The 24,845-nt window shown below is 71.0% G+C and carries 23 protein-coding genes; 10 read left to right on the top strand and 13 right to left on the bottom strand.

Annotated features, from left to right (window positions below; all coding sequences use genetic code 11):
• The first annotated feature begins 457 nt into the window (after positions 1-457).
• Positions 458-1,891 carry a phytoene desaturase family protein gene (crtI, locus tag AB0F72_RS39590; RefSeq protein WP_360443493.1) on the top strand — a complete coding sequence of 478 codons (1,434 nt, stop codon included), beginning with the start codon at positions 458-460 and terminating at the stop codon, positions 1,889-1,891.
• A 12-nt stretch (positions 1,892-1,903) separates the two neighbouring features.
• Here the strand turns inward: crtI and AB0F72_RS39585 are convergent, their stop codons facing one another.
• The 3 genes from AB0F72_RS39585 to AB0F72_RS39575 all read right to left on the bottom strand — a co-directional run bounded on the left by AB0F72_RS39585 (position 1,904) and on the right by AB0F72_RS39575 (position 5,480).
• Positions 1,904-3,538, bottom strand: coding sequence for a substrate-binding domain-containing protein (locus AB0F72_RS39585; RefSeq protein ID WP_360443490.1), 1,635 nt, complete (start codon positions 3,536-3,538; stop codon positions 1,904-1,906).
• Between the two features lie 202 nt (positions 3,539-3,740).
• The gene (locus AB0F72_RS39580; protein ID WP_360443487.1) at positions 3,741-4,514 is read right to left on the bottom strand and encodes a class I SAM-dependent methyltransferase; all 774 of its coding nucleotides are present in this window, start codon (positions 4,512-4,514) and stop codon (positions 3,741-3,743) included.
• A gap of 42 nt (positions 4,515-4,556) precedes the next feature.
• Entirely contained in the window at positions 4,557-5,480 is a 924-nt protein-coding gene (locus AB0F72_RS39575) for a LysR substrate-binding domain-containing protein (RefSeq protein WP_360443501.1), read from the bottom strand.
• 146 nt (positions 5,481-5,626) lie between these two features.
• Here AB0F72_RS39575 and AB0F72_RS39570 point away from each other — a divergent pair, with 146 nt between their 5' ends.
• From AB0F72_RS39570 to AB0F72_RS39560, 3 genes are read left to right on the top strand one after another with little or no spacing between them, the layout of a single operon-like run.
• Positions 5,627-6,292, top strand: coding sequence for a succinate dehydrogenase cytochrome b subunit (locus tag AB0F72_RS39570; protein WP_360443484.1), 666 nt, complete (start codon positions 5,627-5,629; stop codon positions 6,290-6,292).
• 2 nt (positions 6,293-6,294) lie between these two features.
• The gene (locus AB0F72_RS39565) at positions 6,295-8,235 is read left to right on the top strand and encodes a fumarate reductase/succinate dehydrogenase flavoprotein subunit (protein WP_360443481.1); all 1,941 of its coding nucleotides are present in this window, start codon (positions 6,295-6,297) and stop codon (positions 8,233-8,235) included.
• Positions 8,235-8,978 carry a succinate dehydrogenase/fumarate reductase iron-sulfur subunit gene (locus AB0F72_RS39560; protein WP_360443478.1) on the top strand — a complete coding sequence of 248 codons (744 nt, stop codon included), beginning with the start codon at positions 8,235-8,237 and terminating at the stop codon, positions 8,976-8,978. The genes AB0F72_RS39565 and AB0F72_RS39560 overlap by 1 nt, the downstream gene beginning before the upstream one ends.
• Positions 8,979-9,081: 103 nt before the next feature.
• Here AB0F72_RS39560 and AB0F72_RS39555 read toward each other — a convergent pair whose 3' ends face one another.
• A complete protein-coding gene (locus AB0F72_RS39555) occupies positions 9,082-9,480 on the bottom strand; it encodes a nuclear transport factor 2 family protein (protein WP_360443475.1) in 399 nt (132 codons plus the stop codon).
• A gap of 73 nt (positions 9,481-9,553) precedes the next feature.
• Here AB0F72_RS39555 and AB0F72_RS39550 point away from each other — a divergent pair, with 73 nt between their 5' ends.
• Positions 9,554-10,099 (top strand): TetR/AcrR family transcriptional regulator, encoded by a 546-nt coding sequence (locus tag AB0F72_RS39550; RefSeq protein WP_360443472.1) that lies wholly within the window; start codon positions 9,554-9,556, stop codon positions 10,097-10,099.
• On the opposite strand, the gene AB0F72_RS39545 is transcribed toward AB0F72_RS39550, so the two are convergent.
• The 5 genes from AB0F72_RS39545 to metF form a co-directional block, all read right to left on the bottom strand.
• On the bottom strand, positions 10,080-11,474 hold the full coding sequence (locus tag AB0F72_RS39545; protein ID WP_360443469.1) for an MFS transporter: 1,395 nt from the start codon (positions 11,472-11,474) through the stop codon (positions 10,080-10,082). The two genes, AB0F72_RS39550 and AB0F72_RS39545, sit on opposite strands and share 20 nt — an antisense overlap.
• A 47-nt stretch (positions 11,475-11,521) precedes the next feature.
• On the bottom strand, positions 11,522-11,989 hold the full coding sequence (locus AB0F72_RS39540) for a MarR family transcriptional regulator (RefSeq protein WP_360443466.1): 468 nt from the start codon (positions 11,987-11,989) through the stop codon (positions 11,522-11,524).
• 101 nt (positions 11,990-12,090) lie between these two features.
• A complete protein-coding gene (locus tag AB0F72_RS39535; RefSeq protein WP_360443463.1) occupies positions 12,091-12,525 on the bottom strand; it encodes an HNH endonuclease in 435 nt (144 codons plus the stop codon).
• A 78-nt stretch (positions 12,526-12,603) separates the two neighbouring features.
• The gene (locus AB0F72_RS39530; protein ID WP_360443460.1) at positions 12,604-13,245 is read right to left on the bottom strand and encodes a CDP-alcohol phosphatidyltransferase family protein; all 642 of its coding nucleotides are present in this window, start codon (positions 13,243-13,245) and stop codon (positions 12,604-12,606) included.
• A gap of 1 nt (position 13,246) precedes the next feature.
• Positions 13,247-14,170 (bottom strand): methylenetetrahydrofolate reductase [NAD(P)H], encoded by a 924-nt coding sequence (gene metF / locus AB0F72_RS39525; protein WP_360443457.1) that lies wholly within the window; start codon positions 14,168-14,170, stop codon positions 13,247-13,249.
• 26 nt (positions 14,171-14,196) lie between these two features.
• On the opposite strand from metF, the gene AB0F72_RS39520 reads away from it, so the two are divergent.
• Positions 14,197-15,267, top strand: a complete 1,071-nt coding sequence (locus tag AB0F72_RS39520; protein WP_360443454.1) for a polyprenyl synthetase family protein — start codon at positions 14,197-14,199, stop codon at positions 15,265-15,267.
• On the opposite strand, the gene AB0F72_RS39515 is transcribed toward AB0F72_RS39520, so the two are convergent.
• Positions 15,264-15,614 (bottom strand): Rv2175c family DNA-binding protein, encoded by a 351-nt coding sequence (locus AB0F72_RS39515; RefSeq protein ID WP_360443451.1) that lies wholly within the window; start codon positions 15,612-15,614, stop codon positions 15,264-15,266. The genes AB0F72_RS39520 and AB0F72_RS39515 overlap by 4 nt on opposite strands.
• A gap of 36 nt (positions 15,615-15,650) precedes the next feature.
• Here AB0F72_RS39515 and AB0F72_RS39510 point away from each other — a divergent pair, with 36 nt between their 5' ends.
• The 3 genes from AB0F72_RS39510 to AB0F72_RS39500 all read left to right on the top strand — a co-directional run bounded on the left by AB0F72_RS39510 (position 15,651) and on the right by AB0F72_RS39500 (position 19,506).
• Positions 15,651-16,511 carry a hypothetical protein gene (locus AB0F72_RS39510; protein ID WP_360443448.1) on the top strand — a complete coding sequence of 287 codons (861 nt, stop codon included), beginning with the start codon at positions 15,651-15,653 and terminating at the stop codon, positions 16,509-16,511.
• Between the two features lie 140 nt (positions 16,512-16,651).
• The gene (gene pknB, locus AB0F72_RS39505) at positions 16,652-18,637 is read left to right on the top strand and encodes a Stk1 family PASTA domain-containing Ser/Thr kinase (protein ID WP_360443446.1); all 1,986 of its coding nucleotides are present in this window, start codon (positions 16,652-16,654) and stop codon (positions 18,635-18,637) included.
• On the top strand, positions 18,628-19,506 hold the full coding sequence (locus AB0F72_RS39500; RefSeq protein ID WP_360443443.1) for a deoxyribonuclease IV: 879 nt from the start codon (positions 18,628-18,630) through the stop codon (positions 19,504-19,506). Before pknB ends, AB0F72_RS39500 begins: the two co-directional genes overlap by 10 nt.
• Positions 19,507-19,835: 329 nt before the next feature.
• On the opposite strand, the gene AB0F72_RS39495 is transcribed toward AB0F72_RS39500, so the two are convergent.
• From AB0F72_RS39495 to AB0F72_RS39485, 3 genes are all read right to left on the bottom strand, one after another.
• Complete coding sequence (locus tag AB0F72_RS39495) at positions 19,836-20,855, bottom strand: GntG family PLP-dependent aldolase (RefSeq protein WP_360443499.1); 1,020 nt, start codon at positions 20,853-20,855, stop codon at positions 19,836-19,838.
• A 4-nt stretch (positions 20,856-20,859) separates the two neighbouring features.
• Positions 20,860-22,266, bottom strand: a complete 1,407-nt coding sequence (locus AB0F72_RS39490) for a class II 3-deoxy-7-phosphoheptulonate synthase (protein WP_360443440.1) — start codon at positions 22,264-22,266, stop codon at positions 20,860-20,862.
• 63 nt (positions 22,267-22,329) lie between these two features.
• Positions 22,330-23,808 (bottom strand): glycosyl hydrolase family 18 protein, encoded by a 1,479-nt coding sequence (locus AB0F72_RS39485; protein ID WP_360443437.1) that lies wholly within the window; start codon positions 23,806-23,808, stop codon positions 22,330-22,332.
• A 239-nt stretch (positions 23,809-24,047) separates the two neighbouring features.
• On the opposite strand from AB0F72_RS39485, the gene AB0F72_RS39480 reads away from it, so the two are divergent.
• Positions 24,048-24,725: a DUF429 domain-containing protein gene (locus AB0F72_RS39480; RefSeq protein WP_014441584.1), complete on the top strand. Its 678-nt coding sequence runs from the start codon at positions 24,048-24,050 to the stop codon at positions 24,723-24,725.
• Positions 24,726-24,845 lie beyond the last annotated feature (120 nt).

Genomic DNA, 24,845 nt, shown 5'->3' with positions numbered 1-24,845 from the left:
GCCGATACCACTTCGCCACCCCTAAATGATCACAAACATGGATCAAAGTGGCTAGTCACCCGTAACCACCGTAGCCAAAAAGCAACAGGCTCCATGGCGTAGATGAGCGTCCGCAATGACGATGCGTGTGCCCTCATCCACGCTGAACCGCCGTCCCCGCCAGCGGCCCGACCCCACGCACCCGCCAGCCGTAGCCAAGCACGGCTACCCCACCTTGATCACATGCCTGGGCTACGGCTCGGGACCGCCGGCCGTAGGTGGGCACGGTTATCCGGCGGGGATTATGTGCGTGCGCTACGGCTGGGCTTCTGGGCGCGGCGGGACGGCAGCTGCGGTTGCTGCGGTTGCTGCTGGGGACTGGCTGATCATGGGGCGGCCGGCGCTGCGAGACGGGGCGCCCGGCCGGTGGCGGAGGGGCCGGCGGGCGCACTCGCAGAAGGGGACGGATCATGGGGGCGTGAGTGACATCGTGGTTATCGGCGCGGGGGTCGGAGGGCTTGCCGCCGCCGCGCGGCTGGCGGGGGCCGGGCATCGGGTGACGGTGTTCGAGCGGGCGGCGCGCGCCGGCGGGAAGCTGGCCGTGTACGAGCGGGACGGGTATCGGTTCGACACCGGGCCCAGTCTGCTCACGCTGCCGCAGGTCTTCGACGACCTGGAGCTGGATCTGCGGCCGCGAGCGCTGGATCCGGTGGTGCGGCACGTGTTCCCGGACCGGACCGTGCTCGACTCGTCGTCGGTGCACGGTGTCTTCCTGGAGCGGATCGGTGCGGCGCTGGGTGCGGAGGCGGCCGGGGACTGGGATCGGTTCTGGCGGCGGGCCGCGCGGATCTGGCATGCCTCGTGGGATTCGGTGCTGCGGCGTCCGGTGAGTGCAGCGTCGCTGGCGCGGCTCTCCTGGCGGCTCGGTGATCTCGCGGCGATCGCGCCGGGGCGGTCGTTGCGGTCGCTCGGGCGGAGCTATCTGCGGGATCGACGGCTGCGGATGCTGCTGGATCGCTATGCGACGTACACCGGCACCGATCCGCGTCGTGCGCCGGCGGCGCTCGCCGCCATTCCCTATGCGGAGCTCACGCACGGTGGGTGGTATCTGCCCGGCGGTTTGGGCACGCTCGGCGACGCGCTGCACGCCCGGTGCATTGATCTGGGGGTACGGGTGAAGCTCGCCGAACCCGTCGCCCGGATCGACGCGGACAGCGCGGTGCGGGGTGTGACACTGGAGTCCGGCGAGTTCGTGCGCGCCGACGCCGTCGTCTCCAACGTGGACGCGTCGGTGCTCTACCGCGACCTGCTGCCGTCGCCGGGCCGGCTGACCGGGCTCACCGACCGCAGCCTGGGCGGATTCGTGATGCTGCTCGGCGTCCGCGGGCAGACCCCGTCGCTGGCGCACCACACGGTGTTCTTCCCGCCCGACTACGACGCCGAGTTCGACGCGATCTTCGGCTCGGCGTCGCGACGGGCCCGCCCGGTCGACGACCCGGCCGTCTTCGTCACCCGGGCCGAGGATCCGGCGGTTCATCCGGCCGGATGCGAGGCCTGGTTCGTGCTGGTCAACGCGGCCCGGCACGGCACCGCCTGGTCCGCCGTGGACTGGCGCCGGCCGGGGCTCGCCGACGCTTACGGACGGCACGTGCTGGACGTGCTGGCCCGGCGCGGGCTCGATGTGCGGGACCGGCTGGAGTTCACCGAGATCCGCACGCCGGCCGACCTCGCGGACGCGGCCGGCGCGCCGGGCGGCTCGATCTACGGTACGGCGGGTGGCCTGGTACGGCCGTCGAACCAGGGCCCGGTGCGCGGGTTGTTCCTGGTCGGCGGGTCGGCGCATCCGGGCGGAGGGCTGCCGATGGTCACCCTGTCCGCCCAGATCGTCGCCGACCGGATCGGACCGGCCTGACCCGTTGCGGTGTCACCTCACGACGTGGGCGGCGAGGAAGGCCTGCGCCACCGCGGAGGCCAGGTCGGCCGGGTTCTCGGCGGCGAACGCCTTGCCGCCCGTCGCGTCGGCCATCCCGGTCAGCGCGCTCATGTTCGCGTCCGGCCCGTAGCCGACCGCGATGATCGAGACGGGCTTGGCCGGGTCCTGGCCGGCGGCGAGCTTCTTCAGGAACGCCGCGTTGGACATCGCGAACCGGGTGCCGCCGTCGGCCCCGTCGGTGAGCACCACCACGATGCTCGCGGTCTCCGGTGTCGCCTCGCCGCGCATCGTCTCGACCCCGTCCAGCACCGCCTGGTAGAGCGGCGTCCCGGCGCTGCTCTCCGGCTTGTACGCCCCGATTCGCGCCTGCAGCGCCTCCCGCCGGGTCTGCCCGTCGACGACGCCGGCGATCGGCCCGTAGCGGACCACCTCGGTGTGCGCGGGGCCGTTGCGGGCGGCTGTCCCGAAGTACCACATCCCGATCCTGGTGTCGTCGCCGAACAGCTCGGCGGCGCTCACACCCGACTGGCGCAGCAGCGACGCCTTGGTGCCGGACCGGCCGGCCCGGTCGGTGATCGGCTCGTTCATCGAACCCGAGGAGTCGATCAGCAGGAGCACCTGGAACGCCAGGTCACGGTAGTTCGCCCACTGCTGGGCCGGGCCGAGCAGCTTGCCCGACGACTGCGGCAGCCGGAGCACACCGGCGGTCGGCTCGGCCCGGAAGCCGGCCGCCGCCACGGCCGGCTTGCTGATCGCGGCGCGCAGCTGGGCGGCCAGCTCCTTGTCGGCGCCCTTGCGGATCGCGAACGGATAGTCGGCCTCCACCCGGCCGTCGGCCGGCGGAACACCGGCGAGCGAGATCGGGTGCTTCACCTTCTGGTACGCCTTCAGCTGCTGCTCCAGCACCGGAAAGAGGCCGATGTCGTAGACCGCAGTGGTCGCGTCGGTCTGCCGGCCCATCCGGTCGAGCAGCTCGGCCGGGTCGGCGTTCGCCTCCTCGAGCCGGCTGCGCAGGGTGAGCGCGCGCAGCTGAGCGATGCCGCTGTCCTTCGTGGTCCGGGCCGTCGCGGCGTGCACCGCGTGCACGCTGAGCAGGCCGACCGTGCTCTTCAGCGGGTCCGGCATGGTGATCGTCGGGAACGTGCTCTCGGTCGCGCCCTTGATCAGCCCGGTCCACGCGGTCTTGCCGTCCTTCGCGTACAGCCTGGTGATCCCCTCCGGGGCGGCGATCAGCACCGGCGAGTACCCGATCGGCTTGCCGGAAACCGTGTACGCCCCGCCGGCGCCGGCCGCGACGCTCAGCCAGGCGCTGCTGGACGGGATCCAGACGCCGGGCCGCTCCTTGGCGGTGGCGGTGGCGGTGGCCGCGGGCTCCTCGGCGCGGACCACGACCGGCGGGCAGCGCAGCCCGGACGGGTTGAGCGTGGCGGCCGCCTCGCTGATCAGCGGCTCGATCTCGGGAGCGGCGGCGACGCTCAACTCCGGCTCGGGGCAGGGCGCGACGCTCGGTGACGTGACCGACGGGGCCGGCGCCGCGGTGGGCGCCGCGTCCGGCGACTCGGTGCCGTTCCTCATCAGCTGCCAGGTGAGACCGCCGGCCGCCGCGAGAACGGCGAGGACCAGCACTGCCGCGAGAATCGCCCGCTGGGGACGGTGGGGAGGATCGTTCCACTCACCGTGGCCCGCAGGCAGCTCCCTTGGCCACTCGTTGTCGGACATGCCACCCTTACCCGTCGCTGATTTCGCCATCGTGCGTGGCGGATACTAGTCCGGGATTCACGTTCCGCAATGGGGACGGCCAGATCTCGGCACATTCCTAAGATCGATTTCAGAATCGCCCAAGATCCAAATTAGAGGACCGGGAACCGGCGACCGCTATCACGATCAATTCGCCGTCGCCGCCGAGGCCGACCGGTTCCCGGCCCCACCCGCCGTAGACCCGGTCCACCCGGAACCCGGCACCGGTCAGCGACCCGCGCAGCTCCTCCTCGGTGCGGAAGCGCAGCGTCTCCCGGCTGGTCAGCGCCTCACCGTCGGAGAACCGGTAGTGGTGGAGCAGCGAGACGACCCCGTCGCCCTCCGCGGTGACCTCGGTCCACGCCTCGACCTCCGCGCCGTCGGTGAGCACGATCGACCGCCGCGATTCCGCCGGATTCCAATGCCGCCAGACACGCGCTGCCGGATCCCGGCTGTCGAAGATCAATCGCCCTTCGGCGACCAGGGCGCGGCGTAATGCGTGCAGCAGCTCCGACCATTCTTGATCATCCACGAAGAACTGCGCGACATGCCCGGTGAGAAACGCGGCGTCGAATGCGTGGGCCGGCAGTGACGCGGCCGAGCCCTCGATCCAGCGGACCCGGGCCGCGCCGGGCTTGCGGCGGGCGGCGTCCAGGGCCGGGCCGGCCGGGTCCACACCGGTGACCTCGTGACCGGCGCCGGCCATCGCGATCGCGAGCCGGCCGGTGCCGCAGCCGAGGTCGAGCACGCGCGGCGCGGTGTGCTCGGCGAGCACCGCCATGAAGAAGTCGTCGTCCCAGCCCCAGGGGCATTCGGCGTCGTAGACCTCGACCAGCCGGGGATGCCGGTACTCGCCATGCCACACACCCCGGATGCTAATCGGCGCAGACCGATGTGGACAGTGCTCCTACAGTGCGCGTACCCCGAAGGGAAGCCGGCCCGACGTGATGTGCTCGACCACCACCTCGCGCAGCGCGGCTGCCGCGTGCGGCAGCACCGCGCCGCGCCGCTGGGCGAGCGCGATCGTCCGGCGCATGCCGGGCGGCGCGAGCGGGGTCGCCCGCAGCAGCGGCCGGTTGGCGAGCACCATGCTCGGCACCAGGGCGACGCCGAGGCCGGCCTCGACGAACGCCAGCACCGCGTCCATCTCGCCACCCTCCACCGCGAACTTCGGGGTGAAACCGGCCCGCTCGCAGGCGTGCAGGGTGACGTCCCGGATGTCGTAGCCCTTCCGGAACATCACCATCGGGGTGTGCTTCAGCTCGACCAGGTCGAGCTGGCGGGCCACGGTCGGCGCCGGGCCGTCCATCACCGAGGCCACCACGAGGCTCTCCCGCAGCAGGTCGGTGGTCTCCAGCGATGGGTCGACGCCGTGCTCCGGCTGCACGATCAGCGCCAGGTCCAGCGCGTGGGCCATCAGGTTGGCGATCAGGTCCTGGGAGCTGCCCTCGCTCACGTGCAGCTGGATGTCCGGGTGCTCGGCGCGGTACGTCCGCAGCACCGGCGGGACCAGCGACGAGCAGAGGCTCGGGGTGGCGCCGAGCCGGACCTCGCCGCGGCGCAGGCCGACGATGTCCCGGACCGCGTCGAGGGCCGCGTCGGCATCGGCGACCATGCGTTGCGCGAGGGGCAGAAGCGTCTCGCCGGCGACGGTCAGGGTGATCGCGCCGCGCACCCGTTCGAAGAGCGGCGCGCCGAGGGACGACTCCAAGGTGTGAATCTGCTTACTCAACGTAGGTTGCGAGACGCCCAGAATATCGGCGGCATGGGTGAAATGCCTGGTCTCGGCGACCGCGACGAAGTACCTGAGTTGTTGCAGCTGCACCTTAATAGACTACCGGCATGGACAACCGCCCGAGCATGCATTAGACGAATGACTCGGGACTTCTTACCGTCCAGGTTGTGGCGGTAGACACTCCTATTCCGAAGACGACCAACGCAGCGGGTGCAACGGCACGCCCCGCGCCGCGGAAGTCTGTGCGGCCCTCGTCGGTCGCTCTTAAATTGATCATGGCGGTCAGCGGCATCGCGCTGGTGCTCTTCCTCTTCGCGCATGCGGCCGGCAACCTGAAGATCTTCGTCGGCAACGAGGACTTCGACCACTACGCGCACTGGCTGCGCACGATCGGCACGCCTCTGCTACCGGACGTCTGGTTCCTCTGGATCATGCGGATCGGCCTGCTGGTCGCCATCGTCGCGCACATCTACGCGGCTACGCAGCTGGCCATCCGGGCGAGGAAGGCCCGGCCGGTCAAGTACGCGCACCGGCCCAAGGTCCAGGGCAGTTACGCCGCCCGGACCATGCGCTGGGGCGGCGTGATCGTCCTTCTCTTCATCATCTACCACATCCTCGACCTCACCACGGGCCACCTGAACCCGGAGGGCGACCCGACCCGGCCGCACGCCAACGTGATCGCGGACTTCGCGCCGGAGCGCTGGTACGTGACGCTCTTCTACGTCATCTCGATCATCATGGTCGGCCTGCACCTGCGGCACGGCATCTGGAGCGCGGTGCGCACCCTGGGCCAGCAGACCAAGACCAACGAGCGCCGCGCGCAGATCACCGCGCTGGTCCTCTCGGTCGTGCTGGTCGCGATGTACCTCTCGGTGCCGTTCGCTGTGACGTTCGGATTGGTGAAGTGAACATGACTGACTTCTGGAACGAGGGCGAGCCGGTCTTCGACAAGGCGGCGCCGGACGGACCGATCGAGACCCGCTGGGAGCGCCGCAAGTTCGCCGCCAAGCTGGTCAACCCGGCGAACCGCCGCAAGCTGACCGTCATCGTGGTCGGCACCGGCCTGGCCGGCGGCTCGGCGGCCGCGACCCTGGCCGAGCAGGGCTACCAGGTCAAGTCGTACTGCTACCAGGACAGCCCGCGCCGCGCGCACTCGATCGCCGCGCAGGGTGGCATCAACGCCGCGAAGAACTACCGCAACGACGGCGACTCCGTCTACCGGCTCTTCTACGACACCGTCAAGGGCGGCGACTTCCGCGCCCGTGAGTCGAACGTCTACCGCCTCGCCCAGGAGTCGGTGAACATCATCGACCAGGCCGTGGCGCAGGGCGTCCCGTTCGCCCGCGAGTACGGCGGCCTGCTCGACAACCGCTCGTTCGGTGGCACCCAGGTGTCCCGGACCTTCTACGCCCGGGGCCAGACGGGTCAGCAGCTGCTGCTCGGCGCGTACCAGGCGCTGGAGCGGCAGATCGGCCTCGGCAACGTCGAGATGAACGCCCGGCACGAGATGCTCGATGTGATCATCGTCGACGGCAAGGCCCGCGGCATCGTGGTCCGCGACATGGTCACCGGCGAGATCACCACCGACTTCGCCGACGCCGTGGTGCTCGCCTCCGGCGGCTACGGCAACGTCTTCTTCCTCTCCACCAACGCCAAGGGCTGCAACGTCACGGCGGCGTGGCGGGCGCACCGCAAGGGCGCGCTCTTCGCGAACCCCTGCTACACGCAGATCCACCCGACCTGCATCCCGGAGTCCGGCTCGCACCAGTCGAAGCTGACCCTGATGTCGGAGTCGCTGCGCAACGACGGCCGGGTCTGGGTGCCGAAGGCGCAGAAGGACACCCGCAAGGCCGCCGACATCCCCGAGGACGAGCGCGACTACTACCTGGAGCGCATCTATCCGTCGTTCGGCAACCTGGTGCCCCGTGACATCGCGTCCCGGGCCGCCAAGAACGTCTGCGACGAGGGCCGCGGCGTCGGCCCCGGTGGCCTCGGCGTCTACCTGGACTTCGCCGACGCGATCAAGCGGCTGGGCCGCAAGGCCGTCGAGGCGAAGTACGGCAACCTCTTCGAGATGTACGAGCGGATCACGGGCGAGGACCCGTACGAGACGCCGATGCGCATCTACCCCGCCGTGCACTACACGATGGGTGGCCTCTGGGTCGACTACGACCTGCAGTCCACGATCCCCGGCCTGTTCGTGATCGGCGAGGCGAACTTCTCCGACCACGGCGCGAACCGCCTCGGCGCGTCCGCGCTGATGCAGGGCCTCGCGGACGGCTACTTCGTGCTGCCGAACACGATCAACAACTACCTCGCCTCCGGTCCCTTCCCGAAGGTCTCCGAGTCGGACGCGGCGGTCGTCGAGGCCCGCAAGCAGGTCGAGGACCAGATCGCGAAGTTCCTCAGCAACGACGGCGACCGTACCGTCGACTCCTTCCACCGCGAGCTCGGCCACATCATGTGGGAGTACTGCGGCATGGAGCGCACCGAGGAGGGCCTGACCAAGGCGATCGGCCTGATCCGGGCGCTCAAGGAGGAGTTCTGGACCCGGGTGAAGGTGCCCGGCAAGGGCGAGGAGCTCAACCAGAACCTGGAGAAGGCCGGCCGGGTCGCCGACTTCATCGAGCTCGGCGAGCTCATGTGCATCGACGCGCTGCACCGCCGCGAGTCCTGCGGCGGCCACTTCCGGGCGGAGAGCCAGACCCCGGACGGTGAGGCGCTGCGCCACGACGACGAGTTCGGCTACGCCGCGGCGTGGGAGTACTTCGGCGCCGACGGCAAGCCGACGCTGCACAAGGAAGACCTCAACTTCGAGTACGTCCACCCGAGCACGCGGAGTTACAAGTAATGAACATCAAAGTACGGGTGTGGCGTCAGTCCGGTCCGAACGACAAGGGCCGGATGGTCACGTACGACGTCAAGGACATCTCCCCGGACGCCTCGTTCCTGGAAATGATCGACGTTCTCAACGAGAACCTGATCATGAGTGGCGAGGACCCGATCGCGTTCGACCACGACTGCCGCGAGGGCATCTGCGGCATGTGCAGCATGGTCATCAACGGCGTGGCGCACGGCCCGGAGAAGGCCACCACCACCTGCCAGCTGCACATGCGGAAGTTCTCCGACGGCGACACGATCGACGTCGAGCCGTGGCGCGCCGCCGCCTTCCCGGTGATCAAGGACCTGGTCGTCGACCGCACCGCGTTCGACAAGATCATCCAGGCCGGTGGCTACATCAGCGCGCCGACCGGCACCGCGCCGGACGCGCACGCCACGCCGGTCCCCAAGAAGGACGCCGACGCGGCGTTCGAGGCGGCCACCTGCATCGCCTGCGGCGCCTGCGTCGCGGCCTGCCCGAACGGCTCGTCGATGCTGTACACCGCCGCGAAGATCACCCACCTCGGCCTGATGCCGCAGGGCCAGCCCGAGCGCGACAGCCGGGTGATCGACATGCTGCAGGCGCAGGACGACGCCGGGTTCGGTGGCTGCACCAACATGGGTGAGTGCGCCGAGGTCTGCCCGAAGGGCATCCCGCTCAGCCTGATCGGCCGGCTGAACAGCGATTACCGCAAGGCGCTCACGAAGCGCTGACGCGAGCTGCCGGCGGTGGGGCCCAACGGCGTGCCTCACCCCCGGTCATCGAGTCTCCAGGCGCCCGGCACAACGACGTGCCGGGCGTCCGGCTTTCCAGGGTTCAGGCGACGGCCTGGGCGATCGCCAGGGTGTGCTGGTACTCCCGCCAGTGCGCCAGCTTCCCGTCCCGCGTCCGCAGCACCCCGATGAACGGCGCCGACGCGCTCAACCCGGTCGCCGTGTGGGTGCCGGCCAGCTCGTACTCCACGACGATCACCTCCGGGTCCGCCGTCTCGTGCACCACCACGTTGCGGCAGTCCTCGAAGCGCACCGGGAACGACGCCCGCCCCGCCTCGGTGTAGGCCAGCACCTGGTCCCGCCCCTCGGTGCGGCTCGGCTGCCCGGGCGCGGCGAACGGCGTCTCCACCACCACGTCGCCGGCGAGCATCTCCCGGTCGAACGTGCTCTCCCCGCCCAGCCATCGGGCCCGCATCCGCTCGAAGATCTCCCTCGGTGTCACGGCAGCACTCCTTCATCTAAAGTGAGTCAGCACTCGACTTCCTGCCCCGAACAATAGTGAGTGGAGACTCATCTTGCCAGCGGATCGCCCTCTGCGTGCCGACGCCCAGCGCAACCGGGCCCGCCTCCTGGACGCCGCCGAGACGGTCTTCGCCGAGCTCGGCCCGGGTGGCTCCACCGAGGAGGTGGCCCGCCGCGCCGGCGTCGCCGTCGGCACGGTCTTCCGGCACTTCCCGACCAAGGACGACCTGCTCACCGCGATCATGAAACGACTGCTGGCCCAGCTGATCACCGAGGCCGGCGAGCTCGGCGGCCCGGACGGCCTGTTCCGCTTCCTGACGAGTCTCGTGGCACAGGCCGCCGGGAAACGGTCGGTGGCCGAGCTGCTCGCCCGGTCCGGGATCGACCTGCGCCTGCCCGACGCGGTCGGGAACCTGCGGGACGCGGTCGCCGGCCTGCTGAGCCAGGCTCAGGAGGCCGGGACCGTCTCCGGCGAGGTGCGGCTGCCCGAGGTGATGGCGCTGCTGGTCAGCCTCTCCCAGGGCGCGTTGCACGGCGGGTGGGACGAGCAGCTGCGGGACCGTACCCTCGCCGTGGTTTTCAAAGGGCTGAAACCTTAGACGGCGCGGCGACCACGGGCGGGTGGCGCAGGGCGGTCACGGCGACCAGCAGAGCCGCCGCCACGAACGCCGCCGCCAGCAGGAAGGCCAGCGAGTAACCGTCACCCAGCGCCGTCACCTCGGTCGCGCCCCGGGACAGCCGGTCGGACGTCCGCGCCGCCGATGCCGCGGCCAGGACGGCCAGGCCCAGCGCCATCCCGGCCTGCTGCGCGGTGTTGTTCAGGCCGGAGACCAGGCCGGTGTCCTCCTCGGACGCGCCGGCCATCGACAGCATCATCACGGCGGGCAGTGCCACGCCGATGCCGGCGCCCATCACGGTCAGGGCGGGGAGCACGTGCAGCGGGTAGGACGGCGCGTCCGGCAACCGGGACAGGGCCAGCAGGCCGCCGGCCAGCAGGAGCAGGCCGCCGAGCAGGACCGGGCGCGGGCCGAAGCGGGCGGTCAGCCGGGCCGCCGCGAACAGGGACACCAGGCCGATCATCACGGGTGTGGGCAGGAAGGCCAGGCCGGTCCGGAGCGCGTCGAAGCCCATGATCTCCTGCAGGAAGAGCGTGTTCACGAACTGGAAGCCGAGGCCGGCGGCGACGATCAGCAGGACGGCGCCGTTCGCGGCGAGCAGCCACGGGCGGCGCAGCAGCCGGAGCGGGACGAGCGGGCTGGAGGCGTACTTCTGGCGTACCAGGAACGCGATGAGCAGCAGCACCGCGACCGCACCGATCAGAGGGACCCCGTCGACGATCGCGTAGACGCCGGCCGAGAGGCCGGCGGTGATCAGCAGAGCGCCCGGCACGTCGAGACCGCCACGCACACCGGAACCCGGGGTCTGCGGCAGCAGCCGGAGCCCGGCGAGGAACGCGCCGACGCCGATCGGGACGTTGATCAGGAAGATCGCGGGCCAGCCGGCCAGGTCGGTGAGGACGCCACCGGCGACGAAGCCGATCGCGGCGCCGCCCGCCTGGGTGAAGCTGAAGATGCCCATGGCACGCGCCTGCGGGCCGGGTGACGGGTAGAGCCGCACGATCATGCCGAGGATCACGGCGGAGGCGAACGCGCCGCCGGCGCCCTGCAGGAAGCGGCCGGCGATCAGCAGCTCGGCGTTGCCGGCGAAGCCGCAGAGCAGCGACGCCAGCGTGAACAGGGCCAGGCCGGAGAGGAAGACCCGGCGGGCGCCGAGCAGGTCACCGAGGCGGCCGGCGAGCAGGAGCAGGCCACCGAACGCCACCAGGTATCCGTTGATCACCCAGGCCACGCCGGCCGGGGAGAAGCCGAGATCGCGCTGGATGGCGGGGATCGCCACGGCCACGATCGTGCTGTCCAGAACGATCATCAGGCTCACCGTGTTCAGCACGGCGAGCGTCGCACCACGAGGACTCATGGCGCTACGCTAACAGATAATCCACTACCGGACTATCCCCAAGGGGATCACTTGCCCCGGGCCCGGCGGATCGGCTGCGGACCCGGGTTGACGTCCGGGCCGGCCAGCGAGGTGAGCAGGTCGAGGAAGGCCGCCCGCCCCTCCGGGGCCACCCCCTCCAGCGCCTCCTGATGCACCCGGTCGACGATCACCTGGGCCTCCTCGGCGGCCCGGCGGCCCTTGTCGGTGACCGCGATGATCCGGGCGCGGCGGTCGGTGGCCGACTGCCGCCGCTCGGCCAGGCCACGTTTCTCCAGCTCGTCCACGGTGCTGACCATCGTCGTCTTGTCGATGAAGGAGAGCGCCGCCAACTGGATCTGCGTGCGCTCCTCCTCCATGGCGTGGAGCAGCACGCACTGCATGCGAGGCGTCAGATCGACCTCGGCAAGCGCCGCGGCGAGCCGGTTCGACAGGGTGTGCCCGGCGGCGTTGAGCAGGCCGGTGATGTCATGCTGAGTGCGCTCGGGAGCAGCCATGACGTCAAGTCTATCGCCGGATAATCCGAGACCGGACGAATAGCGGCGGAAAAGGGCAGCCGGCGGGTCCCCGTGAAACACCCGCCGGCTGCCGGCCTTTTCTACAAACAATTCCAGCGCGGCGCCACCGGCGTCACCAGCAGCGGCATACGCGCCTCCGCCGGGGTCCGGTCGCGCTTACGGTTGTTGCATTTCCCGCAGGCGGCGACGGTGTTCTCCCAGACGTTACGGCCGCCGCGCGAGCGGGGCAGCACGTGGTCGATCGTCGAGGCCGGGCCGGCGCAGTACGCGCACACCCGCCCGTCCCGCGCCAGCACCCCGGCCCGTGACCAGGACGGTCCGCGACCGCGCCGCCAGCGCGTCACCACGTAGCTGACCAGCCGCACCACGGTCGGCACCGGGTACACACCTATGTGGTCGTCCGGCTGCGCCTCGTGCACCACCGCCACCTGACGGAACAGCATCCGGATCGCATGCCGGAGGCTGACCCGGTGCAGCGGCAGACAGTCCGCGTTCAGCACCAGCACCGCACCCATGAGAAAGTCACCCCCAGCGAAGAAAGAAGCTGAGGAAAAAATAGGCACGGCATCGACCGCCGACAACCGATTAAAAGATCACCCGAGGGCGCGGCGGACGGCGAAAATCAATTGCCCGAACCCGATGGTCTGTAGCAGGAGCCACACCGCGGCGCCGGCCACGACAGCGGGCGCGGCGAGAGCGCCGAAGAGGAACGAACACAGCGCGACGGAGACTCTGGTGGGCCGCTCCCCCACCGTCACGGCGCCGATCTCCGCCATCCCGGCGGCCGCGGCCCGGGCCCGTACATATTCGTGCAGCCAGCTCGCGGCGCCCGCCGCGACCACCAGCCAGCCCGGCGCTCCGGCCACCCAGAAGGCGGCGAGCCACCCGGCCTCGCCCACCCGGTCCGCCACCGAGTCGTAGACGAATCCGGCCCGGCTGACCCGCCCGGTCAGCACCGCCACCGCGCCGTCCAGCCCGTCCGCCATCGCGGCGAGCAGCACCAGCAGCGCGGCCAGGCCGACACCGGCCGGCCCGGCCAGCGCGGCGACCGGCGCGGCCAGGCAGAGGATCACCCCGGCCAGGGTCACCGCGAACGGCGAGATCCGCCGGCGGGCGAGAAAAGACCCGATCCGGTACGCGCCACGCACCCACCCCCGGACCACGGGGGAGGCCTGTCGCGGGTCGAAACCACCGTGCAGCCGGGACCAGGCGGTGGCGTACTCCTCCCAGGTCACCTCATGCCGCGGCGGCCACCTCGGCGGGCGCCAGCCGCTGCCACACCTCGCGAGTCGCCGTGGACCGGTTGAGGGTGATGAAGTGGATGCCCGGCACGCCCTCGGCGAGCAGCCGCGCACACATCTCGCTGCACGTCTCGACGCCCAGCTCGCGGATCGCCGCCTCGTCGCCGGCGACCGCTTCGAACCGCCGCAGCAGCGCGGGCGGGAACGGCGCGCCGGAGAGCTGCACGGACCGCTCGATCGTCGCCATCCGGGTCACCGGCATCACGCCCGGCACGATCGGGGTGTCGCAGCCCTCGGCCGCGACCCGGTCACGCAGGCGCAGGTAGTCGTCGGCGTCGAAGAACATCTGGGTGATCGCGAAGTCGGCGCCGGCCCGGCACTTGCGGACGAAGTCGCGGGTGTCGCTCTCCACGTCCGCCGAGCGGGGGTGCTTGTAGGGGAACGCGGCCACCCCGACGCTGAAGTCGCCGGACTCGCGGATCAGCCGGACCAGGTCCTCGGCGTAGTGCACGCCCTCGGGGTGCCGCACCCACTCACCGGTCGGGTTGCCGGGCGGGTCGCCACGGACCGCGAGCACGTTGCGGATGCCGGCCCCGGCCAGCCGGCCGATCACGTTGCGCAGCTCGGCGACCGAGTGGTTGACAGCGGTGAGATGCGCCATCGGCAGCAGCGTGGTCTCGGTGGCGACCCGCTCGGTGACGGCGACAGTGGTGTCCCGGGTGGTGCCGCCGGCGCCGTAGGTGATCGACACGAAGCTGGGCCGCAGCGACTCCAGCTCACGGATCGCCTGCCAGAGCAGGCGCTCGCCGTCCCGCGTCTTGGGCGGGAAGAACTCGAACGAGAAGGTCGGCGCCGGCTCGCGGATCAGCGCGCCGATCGACGGCGTGCCGGGAAGGCGGGAGGGAAGGCCGAGAGACACAAGAGCACTGTACTAGCGTCAGGCCCGTGACGACTTCACCTCTCGAGCTCGCCGATCTCCGTCAACGGGTCGACCGGGCCCTCGCCGGGTTCCTCGACACCCAGCGGGCCCGGCTCCGGGAGATCGATCCAGCGCTCGACGAGGTGGCCGGCACCCTGTCGGCGTTCGTGCTGGGCGGCGGCAAGCGGCTGCGCCCGGCGTTCGCCTACTGGGGTTTCCGCGGCGCCGGTGGGATCGACTCGGACGCCGTCGTCGCGGCCGTCAGCACGCTGGAGTTCGTGCAGGCCAGCGCCCTGATCCACGACGATCTGATGGACCGGTCGGACACCCGTCGCGGCGAGCCGTCGGTGCACCGGCGGTACGAGGCGCTGCACGTGGCGTCCGGCTGGCGGGCCAGCGCGTCCGGATTCGGCGACTCGGCCGCGGTGCTCCTCGGCGACCTGGCCCTGGTCTGGTCGGACGAGCTGCTGCACACCGCCGGCCTGCCCCTTCCGGCGGTGGCCCGGGCCCGTGTCGTCTTCGACCGGATGCGCACCGAGGTGACCGTCGGGCAGTACCTGGACGTGCTCACCCAGGCGACAGGCGACACCTCGCTGGAGCGCGCCGGGAAGGTGGCCCGGTTCAAGGCCGCGAAATACACCGTGGAACGGCCGCTGCTGTTCGGCGCGGCGCTGGCCGGCGGCGGTCCCGGGGTGCTCGCCGCGTACACCGCGTTCGGCCTGCCGCTGGGCGAGGCGTTCCAACTGCGCGACGACGTGCTCGGCGTCTTCGGCGACCCGGAGCGGACCGGCAAGCCGGCCGGTGACGACCTGCGCGAGGGCAAGCGGACGTACCTGGTGGCGTCCGCGTTCGAAGCCCTCGATCAGAACGAGCGCGCCGAGCTGGACGCCGCCCTCGGCGACCCGGCGCTGGACGACGCCGGGGTGGAACGGCTGCGCGCGATGATCCGGGACTGCGGCGCCCTGGGGGCGACCGAGTCCCGGATCGCGGCACTGGAGGCGGAGGCTCTGGACGCGCTGAAGCAGGCCCCGATCGAGGACGAGGCACGCACCGTGCTCTTCGCCCTGGCCGAGGCCGCCACCAGGCGAACGGTCTAGAAACCGGCCGCCTGCGCGCGGCGCTTCACCTCGCGGGCCCGGTCACCACCGAGCCCGATCGCGGCGTTGCCCCCGAGTTCCTCGTCAGGTTCGTAGAGCCACCGAAGGGCCTCTTCGTCGTTGTACCCGGCGTCGTGCAGCAAGGTAAGGATGCCGGGCAGGTGCTTCAGCACGGTCTCGTTGGCCACGAGTTCGGCCGGGACGAGCCGGACGCCGTCACGCCGGACGGCGAGCAGGGAGCCTTCGCGGATCATCTGGTGCACCTTGCTGATCGACACGCCGAGCTTCTCGGATAGGTCCGGCAGGGTGATCCATCCGGCCGGGCCGGCGGTTACGGGTTCGCTCACTCGTACAGCGTGCCAGACCAGATCGGAGAACTGTTGATGAGCCTGTGGCCCAGGATCCGCGACGAAGTGGCCGGGGCGTGGCGCTCGGTCGGCTACGACCTCGGCCGGCGCACGCCGGGGGCGGCAGCCTCGCCCGGCGACCCGGACGTCACCTCGACCGGGATGACCACCTTTCCGGGGTCCCTGATCGACCTGCCCTCGTCGCCGCCGCGGACCGATGCCCGCCCTCCGCGGCGATTTGTCGCGGTTACGGCGTTCTGCCTCCTCGCCCTGCTGGGCGCGGCGGGCTCGTACCTGATCGCCACCAGCATCTTCAGCTCCCCGCGCGGCGTCGTTCCGGAGGCCGTGCGGCAGCCGGCCGCACAGCGGCCCATCCCGGTGGACCAGACCGTTCCGGGTACGGATCCCACGGCTCCCGCCGCCACCCGGAACGCGTCTCCGGCCGCCCCGCCGATGGGCGAAGCGAGCACCGGCGGCACGGGCAGCACGGCCGCGACCGGGAATGCCCCCACGGCCGGGAAGGCGCCCGCGTCCGCGTCCGGCCCGGCCTCCGCCGCCGACCCGGCGATCCCGGCCACCTCCCGGCACCCGCGGCCGGTCGCCGTCGCCCCGGAGAAGACCCGCCGGACCGGCACGCCGTGCGGCACGTGCCACACGCCGCCGGTGCCCACGCCGACCGCGCCGTCCCCGGCCGGGCCGGCCGGACCGACCGGGCCGATCGGACCGCCGACCGGGGCGTCACCGTCGCCGTCCGGGCCGGGGACTCCCGCACAACCGTCCGGAAATCCCGACACTTCGCCCGATCCGGGCACCTCCGGGAAGCCCAGCGCCTCCCCCAGTCAGTCCCCGAGCAGCGGCGGCGGCGGGCATCACCACCGCCGTTCTCACCTGAACTAGCCGGATAAATCATCTTTTGGCGGATGGGGTGGGGCGGCCGGGACAAGTCGGCGCAGGTCACAGCCGTTCAGATACCCGTTTGGACTCAGCTATGACATCCCGGTCTACCCCCACTGGAAAGACACATACACTTCACGCCGATGGACACCACAGTCGCCGATACGTTGATCGGCACAACGATTGACGGGCGCTACCGGATCACCGGTCGCGTGGCCCGTGGTGGCATGTCGACCGTGTACCGCGCCACCGACGAACGACTGGGCCGCGACGTCGCGCTGAAGATCATTCACCCGTCGCAGGCAACCAACGTCCACTTCGTCGACCGGTTCACCGACGAGGCCAAGACGATCGCCCGCCTCACCCACCCCAACGTCGTCGCCGTCTACGACCAGGGCCGCCACCAGGGACTCCCCTACCTGGTGATGGAGTTCGTGCAGGGTCGCACCCTGCGCGACCTGCTCAGCCAGCGCACCAGGCTGACCCCGGTCGAGGCGCTCGCGATCCTCGAGCAGATGCTCGCCGCGATCGCCGCCGCACACCGCGCCGGCCTGGTCCACCGCGACGTCAAGCCGGAGAACGTGCTGGTCGCCGAGGCGCCCAGCGGCGGCACCGCGGACCTGGTGGACGCCGTGGTCAAGGTGGCCGACTTCGGTCTGGCCCGGGCCATCGAGGCGAGCACCGTGGACGACTCGGGCCAGCTGATGGCGACCGTCGCCTACGTCGCGCCCGAGCTGGTGCAGACCGGCCAGGCGGACGCGCGCACCGACGTCTACTCGGCCGGCATCGTGCTGTTCGAGATGCTCACCGGCAAGGTGCCGTTCGACGGCGCCGACCCGGTCGAGGTGGCCTGGCAGCACGTCGACAACGACGTGCCCGCCCCCTCCGGCTTCACGCCCGGCCTGCCGCCGGTCCTCGACAAGCTTGTCGCGCGGGCCACCCGCCGGGACCCGGGCGCCCGGCCCACCGACGCCGGGGCGCTGCTCAGCGAGGTGCAGGCGGTTCGCGACGGCCTCGGCACGGCGAACGTGGAGACCGCGCTGCTGCGCCAGGTCCCGTCCCGCCCGCTCGGCGGGGACGCGACAACGATCGTCCCGGCCGTGCCGGCCTCCGCCGACGCGACGGCGTTCGTGCCGCCGGTGCCCGCGGGGACGTACCAGGGTGGTCAGCGGCCGTCCTGGGCCCGGCTGCCGGAGCAGGGCGGCGCGCGCACCGCGCCGCACCGCCGGGCCGCCGCACCCTCCGGCGGATTCCTCGCCGACCGGCGCCGCGTCGTGCTCTCCTCGCTGATCACCGTGATGGCCCTGGTCGTCGTCGGCTGCATCTGGTGGGTGACCGCCGGGCGATACAGCGAGACGCCGACCCTGCTGAACATGCCGCAGGCACAGGCGCTGGCACACGCCGAGGAGAAAGGCTTCAAGGTCGTCATCGGCGACGGCGCGTACAGCGACCTGGTGCCGAAGGACTCGGTGGTCGCCCAGCAGCCGGGCGCCCAGGAGAAGATCGTCAAGGGCGACACCATCACCGTGAACCTCTCCCTCGGCCCCGAGGTGCACCCGGTGCCCGACCTGGTCGGCGTCGAGCTGGCCGCGGCCAAGGGCCAGCTGGAGGCCCTCGGCCTGAAGGTCAAGCAGGGCAAGGCTCAGTACAGCGAGACCGCCGCCGCGGGCGTGGTCCTCGCCACCGACCCGAAAGCCGGCGAGCAGCTGAGGCCCGGCGCCACTGTGACAGTGGTGCTGAGCCGGGGCAAGGCCCCGATCACCATCCCGGACTTCACCGGCAAGAACATCAACGAGGCCCGCAACGAGCTCAACGGGCTGGGGTTGAGCGGCGCCGAGCGCTACAAGGACAGCGACCAGCCGAAGGACACCGTCCTCGGCCAGTCGCCGAAACCCGGCACCGGCGTGGAGAAGGGCACCGACGTCATCCTGGACGTCAGCAACGGCCCGCCGCTGGTCACCGTGCCGGACCTGACCAACCAGCCCTGTCCCGCGGCACAGGCGACACTGCAGGGGATGAACCTTCAAGTGCAGATCAACTTCAACCCCAACGGTACGGTCCGCGGGCAGAACCCGGGTGGCAACACCCAGGTCCCGCCGCAGAGCGTGGTGCAGCTGCAGTGCTTCTGAACCGCCGGATCGGGTCACACACGAAGACGTCGGGCGGGCTGGCGAAAGCCGCCCTCCCGTACGTCGACGCCGCCGGCTCGGAAACGCTGCAGGTCTACGTCTCGAACTCGCGCGGCTGGGCGTTGCCGGCCGGCGACCCGAAACAGGACACGCTGTTCCGGGACGGGTGCGGTGAGCGGGGCCTCCCCGCCTACATTCACGCGTCCCTGCTGGTGAACCTCGGCTCCCCCACCGAGCTGACCGTGGAGCGCTCGGTGGCGACACTGGAACACGCGCTGCTGCGCGGCAAGGCGATCGGCGCGACGGCAGTGGTCTACCACGCCGGCAGCTCGGTCGACGAGGCGCACGCCGACAAGGCCATGCACCAGCTGCACGAGTCGTTGCTGCCGCTGCTCGACCGGGCCGCGGCCGAGGGCCTGCCGCGGCTGCTCGTGGAGCCGAGCGCCGGTGGCGGGCGCAGCCTGGCGTCGAAGGTGCACGACCTCGCCGGGTACCTCGACGCGGTCGAGCGGCACCCGTGGCTGGGCGTCTGCTTCGACACCTGCCACGCCTGGGCGGCCGGGCACGACCTGGCCACACCGGGCGGCATGACGGAGACCTTGGACGCGCTGGTCGAGGCGGCCGGCCCCGGCCGGTTGCAGCTGATCCACGCGAACGACTCGAAGGACGCCTGCGGCTCCACCCGGGACCGGCACGAGACGATCGGCAAGGGCACGATCGGGGCGGCGCCGTTCGCGGAGCTGTTCGCGCACCCGGCCACCGAGGGGGTCCCGATCATCGTGGAGACCCCGACCGTGGAGCACGAGGGCCACGCGGCCGACATCGCCCTGCTCAAGGCCCTGCGGGACGGCAACCCCGCCACACGGTGACCCCGGCGCCGCGACGGCGGCACACGGTGACCCCGCGCCGCGACGAGGGCACACCGTCGCCCGCACCAGCAGCGATGAGGTCGCACAATGACCCGCACCAGCAGCGATGAAGTCGCACAATTACGGTCCGTGTGACCTCATCGCTGCCAGAGCACCGACGCGGACGCACGGTGTCGCTGTGTGCGACTTCATCGACCCTGCGCGTGCCCACGACAGAGCGGCCCGCGACAGAGCGGCCCACGACAAACCCGGCCCGCGACAGAGCGGCCCACGACAAAACGGCGCAGACAGAGCGGCCCGTGGCGGATCGGCCCGTGGCGGACCGCCCCTCAGGCGAGCAGCTCGCTCAGGACGTTTATCGCGTGGTCGACCGCCTCGTCGTCCACGTCGAGGTGGGTGACCAGTCGCGCGGTGCGCGGCAGCATCGCGGCGATCAGCACGCCGCGCTCGGCGGCCTCCGCTGCCAGCGTCGGCGCGTCGAGCGCCGATTTCGACAGATCCAGGGCTACCAGGTTGGTCCGCACCCGAGCCGGCTCGACAACCCCGAACTCGGCCAGGGCCTCGGCGATCCGGTGCGCCCGCTCGTGGTCCTCGGCCAGCCGCTGCACGTGGTGATCGAGGGCGTACCGGCCGGCGGCCGCGAGGAGCCCGGCCTGGCGCATCCCGCCGCCCATCCGCTTGCGGATCGCGCGGGCCCGGGTGATCCGCTCCCGGCTGCCGATCACGAGCGAGCCGACCGGAGCGCCCAGCCCCTTGGAGAGGCAGACCGAGAGGGTGTCGAAGAGCGCGCCGTACTCGGCGAGCGGCACCCCGTCGGCGACGTGTGCGTGCCAGATCCGGGCGCCGTCGCAGTGCAGGGCGATCCCGTGGGCGTCGGCGACGGCGCGCAGGTCACGCAGCACGGAGAGCGGCACCACGCCGCCACCGCCGAGGTTGTGCGTCTGCTCGACAGCGATCGCCGAGGTCGGCACCGACGGGTAGCCGGCCGGCCGGATCATCGCGGCGATCCGCTCGGGGTCGAGCAGGGCGCCGTCCGACCCCCAGGTACGGGTGGAGATCCCCCCGTAGACGGCAGCCGCGCCCAGTTCGTACGTCACCACGTGGGCGTCGGCGCCGGCCAGCAGCTCACCGCCGGGCGGGGCGACGAGCTGCAGCGCGATCTGGTTGGCCATCGTGCCGGACGGGGCGAACAGCGCCGCCTCGTGCCCGAAGAGCGCCGCGACGTGGTTCTCCAGCGCGTTGACCGTGGGGTCGTCGCCGAAGACGTCGTCGCCGACGGCCGCGGTGGCGATCGCCTCGCGCATCCCGGCGGTGGGCCGGGTGACAGTATCCGAACGCAAGTCGGCGATCAGGTCAGCCACGGAGCATCTCCGCCACGAGGAACGCCAGCTCGAGGCTCTGCTGGGTGTTGAGGCGCGGGTCGCACGCGGTCTCGTACCGGCCGGGCAGGTCGAGGTCCTCGATGCCCTGGGCGCCGCCGAGGCACTCGGTGACGTCCTCGCCGGTCAGCTCGATGTGGATGCCGCCCGGGTGGGTGCCGAGGCCGCGGTGCACCTCGAAGTAGCCGAGCACCTCGTCGACGACCCGGTCGAAGTGGCGGGTCTTGTAGCCGTTCGAGGACTCGTGGGTGTTGCCGTGCATCGGGTCGCACTGCCAGACGACCTTGGCGCCGGTCGCTGTCACCTTCTCCACGATCGGCGGCAGCGCGTCGCGGACCTTGCCGTTGCCCATCCGGCTGATCAGCGTGAGCCGGCCCGGGATGTTCTCCGGGTTGAGCTTCTCGCAGAGCTCGATGGCGGTCTCCGGCGACGTGCCGGGTCCGAGCTTCACGCCGATCGGGTTGGCGATCCGGCTGATGAAGTCGATGTGCGCGTGGTCGAGCTGCCGGGTCCGCTCGCCGATCCAGAGGAAGTGGCCGCTCAGCCCGTAGGCGCGTCCGTCACTCACCCGGGTGAGCGCCCGGTCGTACTCCAGGGCGAGCGCCTCGTGCGAGCAGTAGAGGCTGACCGTGCGCAGCGCCTCGGCGTCGGTCATGCCGCAGGCGCGGATGAAGTCGAGGGCCCGGTCGATCTCCCGGGCGATCGCCTCGTAGCGCTCGCCGGCCGGCGAGGCGCGGACGAAGTCCTTGTTCCAGTCGTGCAGGCCGTTCAGGTCGGCGAGACCACCGGAGAGGTACGCCCGGAGCATGTTCATGGCGGCGGCGGAGTTCGCGTAGGCCCGGATCATGCGCTGCGGGTCGGCGACGCGCGCCGCCTCGTTCGCGTCCAGCGAGTTGATCAGATCTCCCCGGTACGCGGGGAGCCCGAGCGAGTCGGTGAGCGACGACCGTGGCTTGGTGTACTGACCGGCGACCCGGGCCACCTTGACCACCGGCATCGACGCGCCGTACGTCAGCACGACCGCCATCTGCAGCAGGGTGCGCGCGTTGGCGAGCAGGTGGCTCTCGGTGTTGTCGGCGAAGGTCTCGGCGCAGTCGCCGCCCTGGAGCAGGAACGCCCGCCCCTCGCAGACCTCGGCGAGCTTCACCCGGAGCTGGTCGACCTCGTAGGGCGCGACGATCGACGGGACGTTGTCGAGAACCTTGCAGACCTCGGCGACCTCGTCCATGTCCGGCCACGGGGGCATCTGCACGCGCGGCAGGCTGCGCCAGTGGTCGAGGCCGAGGGCGGAGTCCTCGGCGGAGTCGGTGGACGGGCGGGACGTCTGAAGTGCCGGGTTGCCCACCCCGGGGTGACTGAGCTGATGCCACTCTCGGCGCATGCGCAAAGCGTACGGAAGAGGGGCACCCGGCCTGCGCCCGGTGCCCCTCATCTCATCAGCTGACTACAGGTTGCCCTTGATGGCCGTGATCAGCTCACCGTTGGTGGTGTCACCGGAGAGCTCCCAGAAGAACGCGCCGCCGAGACCCTGGTTCTTCGCGTAGGTCATCTTGCCGGCGATGGTCGACGGGGTGTCGTAGCTCCACCAGTTGTTGCCGCAGAAGGCGTAGGCCGTGCCGGCGACCGTACCGGTGGCCGGGCACTTGGTCTTGAGGACCTTGTAGTCCTCGATGCCCGCCTCGTAGGTGCCGGGGGCCGCGCCGGTCGCGGTGCCGCCCGGCGCCGCCTGGGTGACCCCGGTCCAGCCCCGGCCGTAGAAGCCGATGCCGAGCAGGATCTTGCTGGCCGGAACGCCCTTGCTCTTCAGCTTCTGGATCGCCGCGTCGGAGTTGAAGCCGGCCTGCGGGATGCCGGCGTACGAGGTCAGCGGCGAGTGCGGGGCGGTCGGGCCCTGTGCGTTGAACGCGCCGAAGTAGTCGTACGTCATCGGGAAGACCTTGTCGAGCTTCGCGATGCCGGCGGCGTAGTCGGCCACGTCGAGCTTGCCGCCGTTGCTGCCGTCCGCGGAGATCGCCGAGGTGATCAGGTTGTTGTTGCCGAACTTGGTGCGCAGCGCCGAGATCACGTTGGCGTACGCGGCCGGTCCGCTGGTGTCGCAGGTGAGACCGCAGGCGTTCGGGTACTCCCAGTCGACGTCGATGCCGTCGAACACGTCGGCCCAGCGCGGGTCCTCGACAAGGTTGTAGCAGCTCTCGGCGAACGCGGCCGGGTTCTTGGCCGCCTCGGTGAAGCCGCCGGACCAGGTCCAGCCGCCGACCGAGTAGATCACCTTGAGGTGCGGGTACTTCGCCTTGAGCTTGCGGAGCTGGTTGAACGAGCCACGCAGCGGCTGGTCCCAGGTGTCCGCGACGCCGTCGACGCTCTCCGCGGCGGTGTACGCCTTCTCGTAGTCGGCGTACGAGTCGCCGATCGAGCACTTGCCGCCGGTGGTGTTGGCGAACGCGTACAGGATGTGGGTCAGCTTGGACGCCGAGCCGGACGTGTCGATGTTCTTCACGTGGTAGCCGCGGCCGTAGACGCCCCACTCGGCGAAGTAGCCGACGACCCACTTGCTGCCGTTGACCGGCGGCGTGGTGGAGGTGGACGGCGACGGCGAGACCGGCGGCTGGGACGCCGACGGCGACGTGCTCGGCGAGGAGCTCGGTGACGAGGACGGCGGGGTGGTGCCGCCCTCACAGACGCCGTTGTCGGTCCAGACCGCCCACTGGGTGCTGTTCGTGGCGGGCGACTCGTTCTGGGTCCACCACTTGGCGGTGTAGTTGTGGCCGTTCTGTGAGGCGACGTTGCCCTTCACATAGGCGGCGGTCGAGTTCCAGGCCGGAGCGCAGGCGGTGGCGGCGGATGCCGAGACGAGCGGGACCGCGACACTCGCCGCGACCACGATCACGCTGGCAAAGATCGCCCTACGGGCGGTTTTCTGCACGGGGATGTCTCCTCAACAGTTAGGAAACTTTCCAAAGAGAGGGATGCAGAGACCGTAGTCACATCGATTAACAACAGTCAAGGGAGGTCAGGACCTTTAAGGTCTGTTTAACATCGAGAAGCCGCCGATGACCGCGTGCGTTCACACGGGCACTGCGCGTAGTCTTAGATCATGACCATCGTCGACGTCAGCCCCGGTTCCCCCACCCGAAGCGCGACCGATATGGACCATCCCCACCCATGAGCATCCACGTCATCGGGGTCGACGCCTACGCGCTCGGCTGGGTCGGCGTCGAGCTGCGGGACGGCGCTTTCGGACGCGCGGTGCTCGCGTCCACGCTCTACGAGATCGTCGCGGGCAGCTCCGGCGCCGCAGTGATCGGTGTGGACATTCCACTCGGCATGCTCCCGGATCGGTGGCGGGCCGCCGACACGCTCGCGGCCGACACGCTCGGACCCCGCCGGGCCAGCGTGTTCCGGGTGCCGCCGCGGCCGGTCTGGATGGAGCAGGACTTCACCTCGGCGAACCGGCTGTGCCGGGAGCTGACCGGCGCCGGGCTGAGCCGCCAGTCCTGGGCGCTGCGACCCAAGCTGCTCGAGGCGAACGCCATCTGGGAACGCCACCCCGGCCTGCTCTTCGAGGCGCATCCGGAGCTCTCGTTCCGGACGATGGCGGGCGAGCCCCTGCCGTACGCGAAGAAGACCTGGAGCGGGCAGGCCCGGCGCCGGGAGCTGCTGGCCCGCAACGGCATCGTGCTGCCGGACCAGCTCGGCCCGGCGGGCCAGGCCCCGCCGGACGACATCCTGGACGCCGCCGCGGTGGCCTGGACCGCGCACCGCGTCGCCACCGGCAGCGCGCTGAGCCACCCCAGCCCTCCGGAGGAGGAGAACGGGTCCCGGATCGCGATCTGGTATTGATCATTGTGGACCGAGCGCGGATTGTAGCGATTCGGCTACGATCCGCGCTTCAGTCAAATGGGCGGATCACCACCTGGCGTCCGCTTTGTAAACTGGCGTCGCACCAGGCCGTCTCCATTG

Origin of the sequence: Actinoplanes sp. NPDC023936 (genome assembly GCF_040639325.1) — a bacterium.
In the GTDB taxonomy this organism is placed as follows: Bacteria; Actinomycetota; Actinomycetes; order Mycobacteriales; family Micromonosporaceae; genus Actinoplanes.
This window is presented reverse-complemented; position numbering and strand designations above follow the sequence as displayed.